Genomic DNA, 11,305 nt, shown 5'->3' on the forward strand with positions numbered 1-11,305 from the left:
AACTAGCTTATATCGGTTGTTTATTTTTTGGGGCGGTTATTCTAATTGCCAGTATATATATGCTTTTTGCCGTTGCTGATGTTTTTGCTGCATTTGCTTTATTTATAGGGGGGGGCACATTAATTGGTTTAGGAAGGTTAGTTAAAAAAAGCAGTAAAGAATACAGATTCATACTGTCTGAAAAAAAATTAATGGGTTTAGAGAAGACAATCCCTTTTAAAGAGATCGTCAAAGTAGAGTTATTAAAAAAAATTGTAAATGCAAAAAGTCAGGACGAGCCATTTCAAAGTGGTGAAATAAGGATTTTAACTAACCAAGGAGCACGCTATCTACTTGTCGAAGGAGCTAATAGCGCGCAAATGAAAACAATCGCAACTTTAATCGCACGCTATATAAACGTCCCTTTAGTGAGTGATGAAACGCTGCATAGGGTTTGAAATTTACTCGTGTGATTCCTTTGGTATCAAGGGAATATGTCGTCTAATTACGCGCGACTATACCAACTAGCTAAATAATTGAAAAGCTAATAGGTGTTATAGTTTAAATCTCTATTTATCAATCACTTGAATTCAGAAGGTTATCAGAAGGTTTTATTTAGTTAATTCATTAGAATGCTCTAAAAATAAATAAAAGAATACCTTCATGGCTTCTATAGAAACTAAAAAAAACTATAAGATACATACTTTTGTACTTTCAATAATCTCTGTAATATCGTTTTTTATATTAAAAATTGAAAGTTTTTCGATAGCATTTAAAATTACCCCAGTCATTATTTTGTGTTTTATATATCTACTTAAATCAGGGACGTTAGATATTTCTAGGTTAGGTATAATTCATTCTCGTGCTGGAATGAAAAAATATATACACAAAGATGATATCCAAAGTATAGAACTTAAAAAAAACATCGGAATTACGTACTTAAAAGTGACTTTACACAACAATAAATCTCATTTTTTTTACGGCTGGGTTATCGAAGAAAGAAAGCTAAATGATATGTATAGGGAAAGACGATAAGGTAAAAAGTATACTTTTATTTTGAGGTATGAGATATCTGCGTCTTAATACGTGGTGAGCATCTAGAACGCCGAAGACTATCTCTCATCGCTTGCTATCTCGCTTACATAAAGAAATTTTCGCGCTAAAACCAACGAGTAAACTTACTAATAGATAGGCTTAAATACCCAAAGAGCATGACATTTTACAGCAGCGCGAATACAACAACACCAAGGTGAAAACTTTACCAGTAAAGCCGTATGCGACTTTACACCCGGTGCCGAACAATCAGGACAATAGTATGAAATAGCGCACTGACTTCAATGTTACACAGTTAATTCTGTGCTTTGACCGTGGTCCTGTATAAAATGTATAACCCGCTGACGAGAACGATTACTGATAAAATTAAAACGCATAGCGTCGCAATTTGTATTAGGTTCATAAGCCCACTCCTAAATTATCATTATAATTAAGTATACTCAAATTTAGAGAATGTGCACAATTGATGGTTAATTGACAAGGCGCGCTCACGTGGGTATGAGCTTGTCACTATTGGCGCTAAACACGATTGATTATTCGTGATGAAATTGCTCACTCTATAATAGTATTTAGGCTTATTTTTTTGTTGATCTACGTGTCTCTTATTGAGAGCAATATTGGAAGCGTGTCGAACCATGTGTAAGTGGATGCATGGTTAAGTGGAACTTTCAAATACTGCCCAGAAACCGCGGTGATCAGAGCGAAACGATGTCGAAGAGCCGCTCACTGTCGACGTTTGATACTTAGTTAGAAATTAAACTCATACAATGATAGCGTAAATTTACAGCTTTGAGTTATGGGTATGTTATATTAGCGTTAATTCTTAAATGTTTAAATTTTAATAAATGGACCTGTATTATGCACCGGATTAAACCTTTATTTGTAGGTGGTTTGGCAACACTTTGTTTACCAGCCTTTGCAGCCGATGAACTAAATAACTTTCAGTCATTTACTGGTTATACTGGGTTGATCAACACACCTACCGCTGAGGTACTTCGTACAGGCATGGTTGATATAGGCCATAATAACCAGCTTGATTTACGTGGTACAAAATATATTGATGGTCATAACTTTGTTTTTTCAGGTGGATTATTTCAAAACTTTGAAGTGAGTGGCTTGATCGCAACAGAATCAATGAATGACAACCTCTTTTATAAAGAGGGTGCAGGCCAGCTACGAGATTTATCATTTAATGCGAAGTATCAACTGCCATACATTCCAAAAAATTGGTTTAGCGTAGCAGTCGGCGGTAAAGATATTGGTGGTGCTGCTAACAATTATGAAACGTACTATGTGGTTGCCTCTAAAGAAGTCGGCGATTTTAGATTTAGCGCGGGCATGGCTAAAAGTGATCGCTTAACTGGTGAGATGGATGGGGCTTTTGCGGGTATTGAGTGGCAATTATTTGATTGGTTCACTTTGCAAGCAGAGCATGATGGCGAGGCTGAAAATGCAGCCGCGCGTATTACCGTGCCTAAAGAGTGGCTATACGATGTAGGTACACTTACATTAACAAGCCGTTTCTACAGTAATAGTGATTTTGATGAAGAAAGCACATATTGGGGTATTAACTTTAGTCTACCTTTTACGAGTAGTGTTGATCAAAACTTAACTAAAGCGGCTCCTGCCGCTTATATAAAGAGCAATACTGTAAATGTTAACGCATCACCAGAGCAGGCACCCCTAATTATAAATCGCTCAACAGCGGATGGGGGTGATCAACAGGCGTCTTATACAAGTGCTTCAGAGCCAAATATTAGCTATATAGAAACGTCTCAAAAGAGCAATGCGAGTAGTCATTCATCTACTAAAAGTCACACTTCAAAGCGTATTAATGTCCAAGTGGCTGCACTTAAAGCTGAATTAGCTAATGATGGTTTTGAAAATTTACTTGTAGGCTATAACAAGCAAAACCAAATAGTTGTTAAGTTCGAAAACTCGATATTTAATCGTAATGATATTGATGCGCTTGGCTTAGTACTCGGGCGAATCGCTGAGTATGTTACTCCAAGTAATGCACAGTTTAATGTTGTACTTTCTAAGTACGATATCCCGCTTATGAGTGTCACAGGTTTAGTGAGTAACTATCGTGAGTTTATCAACGGTAATACCACGCCTGATTTAAATATTACTAAATCCCCTCAACCTATGCCTAAAGCACTTACTTGGGTAGGTTTAACTCGTGCTAATAGTCCCTACTTTAAACCGCGCGTTACTTTTGGACCTGCCTTAACAAATAGCTATGCGAGTGAGCTTGGTGTATACGACTTTTCGCTTGCAATACGTGCTGATGTTGAAGTGCCACTATGGCAAGGTGCTGGTGTGCTAGTAGGTGGTCAAGTACATGTAGCGAATAGTGATGATTTCGAAAAGGATGGGTCATTTAGACGTTTACGTGAGCCAACAGGGTTTGATCGTGCGTTGTTTTATCAAACATTCGAATTACCATTTGGTTTTTATAACCAAACACAAATTGGTTATTTTAAAGAAACGTATGACTACACTGCTATCACGAATGAAACAGCTTGGTTAAGTGAGGCTGGACGTCATAAAGTAACAGCCAATTTAGGCTACTTTGAATATCAAAATTATAATGGTAATCGTGACTATAAAACGCTTTCTTATCAATATAACTGGGTTGAGCAAGATATAACATTGCATGCAACAGCTGGGGAGTTCTGGAGTAAAGATACAGGTGTAAAAGTTGAAAGTCGTTTTTGGTTTGGCGACAGTTATATATCAATATTCGCAGAAGATACTGCTACCCGTAAAGCGGGTGTCGCGATCAGTATTCCTTTAACACCACGTAAAGATATGAATGTAAGTTCTTATGGACAAATTAAGGGCACACAGGCTTGGCGTCACTCAATCAGTACACAAATAGGTGAGTCACATAATAGATTGGTTTTCAACCAAGGTTATACACCTAGTAGTGCTGTAAGTTTAGATAAAACCTTTTTAAACCAAGGCCGTATGTCTAGTGATTATGTTTATGGTAACTTATCGAGACTTAAAGAAGTTTATTTAGAATATAAATAAAGTTCACCGTTCAACCTTTTGATTTTAAGGCATATTATATGATATGCCTTTTTTATAATGTTCATATTATTTAACATTAAGTTTTATTCAGCAGGCATTTATTTTTAAAATGTTAGGTTAATGTTATTACATTGATAATAATAGATAAGAAGCTATCTCTTTAAATGTGAAAATAGCCAATAAACCCTTATTAAATACAGAATAAATGAGCGTGTAATCAAGGTGATCACAGATATTGTTTGAGGATGGGTCGCTTAAAAAACAATTGGAAGTTATTTTGATACAATTTTTTAGCTTCAAACTACACGTAAATATTAACGATCATGCGCGCAACGCAGGAAAATTAAGAGTTTAAGGGGGAGTAGCTACTCTTTTTAGTGTTTAGGCAAAAATAAACGACTTATCCGCGTCTAGACAAAATCTTAATCTTTTTAATAGTAATTGTTTCAGCAATAAAGATAGGTAGTTGCAGGGCTTTAGAATAATGAAAGGCTGATTTGATTTTTTAACCGGCTCCTATTGAGCAGTTTTCAAAGAGTGTTCACGCGTTGCTTTTTAGTGTGGTTGAACGATGAAGTTTCAAGTTAAAACTTCATCGTTAAATGATAAGCGTATAGCGTCGCTACTTTCTTTTTTATATTTTTAGAGAGTTATGTAGCATAAATTCATTTTTGACTTATATTTATTCTTGGTGTGCATATTATGTGCTAACTAAGTTTCCGAATTAATGTTATATTACCGTTAACTAAAACCAATTTTTTGGTATAGCTTTATTAAAGGTGTTTAATCAAAGCATAAAGTACTGGATTGTAGCGTTGCTCCTTATATTTGAAATTAAGATTTTCATAAGCGTAACACTGCTATTTTACTTATATTTTACTGCAATGAAATTTATGTAAAACTTTAATAATATATTAATAATGTATTGTTTAAATGCACATGTGTTGGTTATAATTTAACCTTGTGTTTGTGCGTTATAATTGAGCTGTTACACTTTATCTAGTAGGTATGTGTTATCTACTTAAAATGTTTATTGAAATGGAAAAAAAGGACTCCCTATGTTTACTAACAAAAAAACTCTACTAGCTTTATCAGTTGCGTCAGCACTTGTATTAAGTGGTTGTAGCGACAATGATAACAACGATCCAGTACCGCCGGTTGAAGAACCAGTTGCTGTAGTTGTTGCACCAGAAGCGCCTATCGAGCTTTCGGGTGTTGTGGCTGGTAACGTTGTAGATGGCACTTCATTTGACGTTGTTGCAGCTAAAGTATCATTTTTTGAAAGTGGTACTGCATCTACTAATGTAGTAGATGTTGATGGTAACGTTACATCTTCTATTGACTCTGAAGATGGTAGCTTTACTTTCCAGCTTAAAGATGGTGCTAGTATTACTCAAGTAACTGCAGTTGTAGTGGCTGACGGTTATGCAACAAAAACGTTTATTATTGACCTTAGCGATTTAGGTGATGATTCAGTTGAAGTGCAACTAGGCTTAACATCGTTAACTGCTGATGGCGTTGCCGCTGAATCTACAGACGTTACAGTATCTGGTGGTAGCTCAGCTGAAGTAGTTACAGCTGCAGTAGCACAAGGTAAAGCAGCTGCATCAGTTAATGTACCAGCGGGTACTACTTTTCAAGATGCTGATGGTAATGTAATTACTGGTAGTACTGTTAAAATTGCACTTACAGCTGCTGATACAAGTGGAACTGCAGGCGCTTTAATTACACCTGAAGGCTTAAATGCTGGCAGTACTACAGTTGTTAAAAAAGCAGTTGCAGTAGCAAGTGTTAACATGTCTGATGAGACAGGTACTTCGATTAAGAAGTTCTCAAGCCCAATCACAGTAAACATGGCAGTACCTGCAGATAAAGGTTTTGCTACAGGTGAGACGCTTAGCCTTTCTTCACAAAACGAAGAAACGGGTGTTTGGACGTCAGAGACTCAAGACGTAACAATCGGTGATTTATCTGCAGATAGCAGTTACTACAATGCTAGCTTCATGACTGACCATTTAACATTCTTTGCTGCAACAACTGAATCAGCTGTATGTGCTTCACCAGTGCGTTTCTTATTTACTGGCGATGCTATCCCAGCTGCAGGTTTAAAATTATCTGCTAGTTCTTCAGATTTCAGCTTTGGTGGTTTAACTGTTAAAGAAAACTACACAATTTCAGCAGCTAAAGTTGCTGCTTATGGCCTTGCTGACGACGCAAGTGCTAGTGTAGCTGTAAAAGATAGTGATGGTAACTCATGGTTTGCATCAACTGGCGAAGTTGCTTTATGTGGCGATGTGAACGTTGCGCTTACTGCACCAGCAGATATTAGCTATGTTTCTGAAGCGTTAGCTTTAACCGCTCAGTGTAGCAATGATACAGCTTTAACAACTCCAGGTTCTGGTGCTCTAGTTAAATATGGTCGTACAGGTAAAGCTAAGCGAGTAGCTAAAGGCGCTGACGGAAGTTATGCACTTACCGATTTAATCGAAGGTGCAAGCTACGAAGTATCAGTTAAATTCCAAGGTACTTTAGCGGCTATTGGTACTAAAACGTACACTATCACTGCTGATGGCACTGATGAGCCACAAACTGAAGCATTAACTTGTGATACTACGACTGGCGCTACTGGCGCTACTGGTGGGAACTAATTTGTTAGTAATATCGGGTTAATACCCTGATGAAAGCCGCATTTTATGCGGCTTTTTTTTTGCATTAATTTTACGCTTCTTTACTCATATATAATTCCACTTTTAAGGCTTAATCTCCTCACTTTGTTGCACTATACAATCCATAAATCGTGTTACGACACTCTATAATAAATCATTAGCACGTCTTCGCTTTCGCGTGAGGCTCTGTTAAAATTAGCCAGATAAGTACCGAGTTTTAAAAGGAATGATATGAAAATCACTATTGTCGGCACCGGATATGTTGGTCTTTCTAATGCAATGTTGCTTGCACAAAATAATGAAGTTGTAGCGCTTGATATTGACGAGCATAAAATTGCGCTTTTAAATAATAAACAGTCCCCGATTGTTGATACCGAAATAAGTGAATTTTTAACACGCAGTGATTTAAATTTCACTGCAACAACGGATAAAATAGCTGCTTATAAAAATGCTGATTTTATAATTATTGCAACACCTACTGATTATGATGTAGAAAATAACTACTTTAATACAGACTCTGTAGAAGCTGTTATTAAAGATGCTATCTCGCATAGCCCAATGGCCGTAATGATAATTAAATCAACTATTCCAGTTGGTTTTACACAAAGCATTAAAGAGCAGCTAGGCATAGATAATTTAATTTTTTCACCAGAGTTTTTACGTGAAGGTAAAGCACTCCACGATAACTTATATCCGTCGCGAATTGTCGTTGGTGAGCAAAGTGAGCGAGCAGCTATATTTGCTAACTTACTCAAGCAAGGTGCTATCAAAAAAGATATTGAAGTATTATTTACCGATTCAACTGAAGCGGAAGCTATTAAGTTGTTCTCTAATACTTACCTTGCAATGCGAGTCGCCTACTTCAACGAGTTAGATAGTTACGCAGAATCACATGGCTTAAACAGCAAGCAAGTTATACAAGGTGTTAGTTTAGATCCACGCATAGGCAATCATTACAATAATCCATCGTTTGGCTATGGAGGCTACTGTTTACCTAAAGATACTAAGCAATTACTCGCAAACTATGCAAATGTACCCAATAATATTATTGGTGCGATAGTTGATGCAAATACGACACGTAAAGATTTTATTGCAAATTCAATAATTAAGCGCAATCCAAAAGTGGTTGGTGTGTACCGTTTAGTGATGAAAACTGGATCTGATAACTTTAGGGCATCAGCGATTCAAGGTATTATGAAGCGTATTAAAGCGAAAGGTATTGAGGTTGTGGTTTACGAACCTGTACTTGAAGAAAGTGAGTTTTATCATTCACGCGTAATTAAAGATCTCAACGAGTTCAAAGAAATATCTGACGTTGTTGTATCAAACCGTATGGTTGAAGAGCTGAGTGATATTGCTGATAAAGTGTATACACGTGATTTGTTTGGTAGTGATTAGTCGAATAAAAGAGAAAGCTGTTAGAGGCTTTTTTAATTAAGATTAAAAATGATTATGGGAAGTTTATGCTTTAGATAAGTTGCTTCTCAGTCACTAAAGCCGTTTTACTTTGTACGCTAGTAATTGTTATTTCTAATATATAAATAAAACCCTATGATACACCGTATCATAGGGTTTTTTGTATTCTATTAAACCTAAACTTTAAATTCGTCTACCGACAAGCGAAGCTCTTCGGCAAGTTTTGCTACTTCTGAGCTTGAGATATTAGTTTGGTTTGCGCCTTCGGCTGTTTGCTCTGCGATGGCTACAATCGACTCAAGACGTTCGCTAATTTCTTGCGCTACTTGTTGTTGCTCAAGTGCTGCGGTCGAAATCTCTTCACTTACATCGTGAGCTTGCGAAACCGCAAATGTAATTGAATCAAGTGCGCTACTTGCTAGGTCGGTTTGCTCAACACACGATACCGCACGTTGCTTACCTTTACTCATAGCAGTTACTGCAGCTTCTGCACCTGTTTGAAGCGATTCAATCATTGATTGTATCTCTTGGGTCGACTCTTGAGTTTTACTCGCTAGAGAGCGTACTTCGTCTGCTACAACAGCAAAGCCTCGACCATATTCACCAGCGCGTGCAGCTTCAATTGCGGCATTTAGTGCAAGTAGGTTGGTTTGGTCAGCTATGCCGCGTATTACATCTAAAATGCTGCCTATTGATGCGCTATCTTGATGTAGTTTATTGATTACTTGTGAGGCGTCGTCTACTTCACGTGCTAACTGTTCAATCGTGGCTTTATTGTTATTCGAAATACCTTTAACACGCTCAGCTTCTTTATCAGCATTTTTAATTTCGTTAAGTGCTTGTTGAGCGCTGTTGCTAACCGTTTGTGATGTACTGCTCATTTCGGTCGTTGCAGTGGCTGCTTGTTCAACTTGTGCTTGCTGGTTACGAATTGCTTGGCTTGATTCTGCGGTAATGGCAGATGTTTGCTCTGATGCTGCAGCTAGCTGAGTTGAGCGTGAAATAATGCCTTTAATTAGGCTGCGTAAGTTATCAATTAAGGTGTTACAACTTTTAGATAGTTCGCCAAATTCGTCTTTAGCGCTGTCGTCTAAGCGTTGTGTCATGTCACCACTGGCAACAATATCTAAAATTCGGTTAACTTCAGCAAGTGGTTTAGTAATACGACTAACAGTAATAATAGCAATAGCTACAGCTAAAAGGGTGGCTATAATCATACCAACCCACGTCCATAAATTTGCAGAGTCTACGTCGCTGCGCACGCCTTGCTGTAATTTGAACGCAACGTCACTTGCTTGATTAACTAACTCATCAATTTGGTTAAGTGCCATTTTAGTGGCTTGCTCTGATTGGGCAAGCTCTGATTCTGTTAGGGTAATCGAATCAATTAAACGCTTTTTGTTTGCAGCTAAGCCATTACTCCCCTTGATATTGCTTTCTAAAATATCAACATACTCTTTTAGACTTGAATATAAGTCGCTATGAGTTTGCTCTATTGCTGGCTTAATTAAATCAACGGTACGTGTAACCTCTTCAAGGTAATAAGTTTGCTCATTTTTCACTATATCGAGTGTATTAAGGGTTTTAACAGTGAGCATGTCAGTACTATTATTAACTACCGACATAAAGTTGTTTTCTAAATTGTTTGCAGCTTGATAAGCACGAGGGTGGTTTTGTTCAAACCCGTCAATGTCGATAATATCGAGTACAACAGAGTTAGCATCTTCTGCACTTAGCTCTATATTTTCTAATTGTGCTTTTAATGTTTTGTTTAATGCGAGTTGTTTGCTTTTATCTTCTAATAAATTTTCAACCGTACTTAAAAAGCTCAAATAGGTTTTTTCTACATTTTGGCTGCTTTGATTAAGTGCAACATCGTCTTTTACTACGTCTTGAAGTTCACGATGAAGGGTATTGAATAACTGTTTTTGCTCAAGAACATGTGCTTTTATTGGTGCAAGTTCATTGGCTGATGTAGTGTAAAAGCTCGCTTGAGCGGCTTTACTCATTAAAATAAATTCGGCTTGTAGTTCTGAGCTTTTATTGAGTGCTGGAAGTGATAGTTGATTCACTTTTTGAGTGGAACGGTCAATATTTGCAATTTTTATTAAGGAATTACCACCAATTATTAATAATAATAGTGTGATAAATATAAAACCACCCCAAATACGCTGGCTTACTGTCAGGTTCATAAGATTTCCACTCAAAAGTACTTCAATTAAGACTTATCGGCGTTTGTACCAATAAGTTAAGTAATTAAAATCAATTACTTTAACTAATTTTAACTATTAATTGATAAATCTAACAGATGTATTGTTTTTTTTCAGTTTATTTAGACGAAAGGTAGGATTTTTCTACAATTACTTTTTTAGTACTTAGCTCCATTAGGGTCATGGTGTTACCCCACACACAGCCTGTATCTAAGGCGTGAACTCGTGGATTACCTGTCCTACCTTCAAGTGCTGCCCAGTGGCCAAAAATAATATCGTGTTTCGTTTTAGCTATATTCGGATGGTTAAACCAAGGGATTAGTGTTTGGCTATCGGTTATTGCACCCTTTTCATTAAGCTCGAGTGTGTTATCACTTGTTAAAAAGCGCATGCGGGTAAAATAGTTAACTATGTATCTAAATTTTGCAAAGTCATCAAGATTGCTTGACCACTCAATAGGATGAGGCTGATACATGTGTTCAAAAAACGCTTTAGCATTGTTTGATTGATAACAGCTTTGTGCAAATTGTGCGTGTTTTAGCGCATCTTCAATAGACCAATCGGGGTTTAATCCGGCATGAGAAATAAAGCAGTTATGTTTTATAAGCTCTAAGGCCAATGGTTGGGTTTGTAAAAAGGCGATGTAACGCGCTAATTTTGGGCTTTCAAATATTGGGTTTAGTTTATCTTTTGGATTGGTAGGTTTGTTAAGAAAGTAGCAGGCAACCATGTGAAGGTCGTGATTGCCTAAAGTGATGGTCATGCTATTTTGATGTTGGTAAATGTAGTCTAAGCAGGCTAGGGAGTCTGGCCCGCGGGCAACTATGTCGCCAACTAAATAAAGGTGATCTTTGCTTGGGTTAAAATCAACTCGTTGCAAAAGGGTGTTAAATTCACTAAAACACCCTTGTAAATCACCTATCGCATAATCTGCCATCTAAA

Annotated in this window: 7 protein-coding genes; 5 read left to right on the plus strand and 2 right to left on the minus strand. The window is 37.1% G+C overall.

The window, feature by feature from the left end:
• Window positions 1-59: 59 nt before the first annotated feature.
• From I6F44_RS00825 to I6F44_RS00845, 5 genes are all read left to right on the plus strand, one after another.
• Complete coding sequence (locus tag I6F44_RS00825; RefSeq protein WP_197173132.1) at window positions 60-437, plus strand: hypothetical protein; 378 nt, start codon at window positions 60-62, stop codon at window positions 435-437.
• 205 nt (window positions 438-642) lie between these two features.
• Window positions 643-1,014, plus strand: coding sequence for a hypothetical protein (locus tag I6F44_RS00830; protein ID WP_197173133.1), 372 nt, complete (start codon window positions 643-645; stop codon window positions 1,012-1,014).
• 876 nt (window positions 1,015-1,890) lie between these two features.
• Complete coding sequence (locus I6F44_RS00835; RefSeq protein WP_197173134.1) at window positions 1,891-4,071, plus strand: YjbH domain-containing protein; 2,181 nt, start codon at window positions 1,891-1,893, stop codon at window positions 4,069-4,071.
• Window positions 4,072-5,129: 1,058 nt separating this feature from the next.
• On the plus strand, window positions 5,130-6,719 hold the full coding sequence (locus I6F44_RS00840; RefSeq protein ID WP_197173135.1) for a hypothetical protein: 1,590 nt from the start codon (window positions 5,130-5,132) through the stop codon (window positions 6,717-6,719).
• Between the two features lie 249 nt (window positions 6,720-6,968).
• Window positions 6,969-8,135 carry a nucleotide sugar dehydrogenase gene (locus tag I6F44_RS00845; RefSeq protein WP_121953654.1) on the plus strand — a complete coding sequence of 389 codons (1,167 nt, stop codon included), beginning with the start codon at window positions 6,969-6,971 and terminating at the stop codon, window positions 8,133-8,135.
• Between the two features lie 194 nt (window positions 8,136-8,329).
• On the opposite strand, the gene I6F44_RS00850 is transcribed toward I6F44_RS00845, so the two are convergent.
• Window positions 8,330-10,345: a methyl-accepting chemotaxis protein gene (locus tag I6F44_RS00850; RefSeq protein WP_121953655.1), complete on the minus strand. Its 2,016-nt coding sequence runs from the start codon at window positions 10,343-10,345 to the stop codon at window positions 8,330-8,332.
• Window positions 10,346-10,481: 136 nt separating this feature from the next.
• A complete protein-coding gene (locus tag I6F44_RS00855) occupies window positions 10,482-11,300 on the minus strand; it encodes a symmetrical bis(5'-nucleosyl)-tetraphosphatase (protein ID WP_121953656.1) in 819 nt (272 codons plus the stop codon).
• Window positions 11,301-11,305 lie beyond the last annotated feature (5 nt).

Origin of the sequence: Pseudoalteromonas sp. NZS11_1 (assembly GCF_015864275.1) — a bacterium.
Classification (GTDB): Bacteria; Pseudomonadota; Gammaproteobacteria; order Enterobacterales; family Alteromonadaceae; genus Pseudoalteromonas; species Pseudoalteromonas arctica.

Bases quoted from the DNA above. Each gene is read 5' to 3' on its own strand.
- I6F44_RS00825 (WP_197173132.1), top strand. From the start codon at position 60: ATGCTTTTTGCCGTTGCTGATGTTTTTGCTGCATTTGCTTTATTTATA.
- I6F44_RS00835 (WP_197173134.1), top strand. From the start codon at position 1,891: ATGCACCGGATTAAACCTTTATTTGTAGGTGGTTTGGCAACACTTTGT.
- I6F44_RS00845 (WP_121953654.1), top strand. From the start codon at position 6,969: ATGAAAATCACTATTGTCGGCACCGGATATGTTGGTCTTTCTAATGCA.
- I6F44_RS00830 (WP_197173133.1), top strand. From the start codon at position 643: ATGGCTTCTATAGAAACTAAAAAAAACTATAAGATACATACTTTTGTA.
- I6F44_RS00840 (WP_197173135.1), top strand. From the start codon at position 5,130: ATGTTTACTAACAAAAAAACTCTACTAGCTTTATCAGTTGCGTCAGCA.
- I6F44_RS00855 (WP_121953656.1), bottom strand. From the start codon at position 11,300: ATGGCAGATTATGCGATAGGTGATTTACAAGGGTGTTTTAGTGAATTT.
- I6F44_RS00850 (WP_121953655.1), bottom strand. From the start codon at position 10,345: ATGAACCTGACAGTAAGCCAGCGTATTTGGGGTGGTTTTATATTTATC.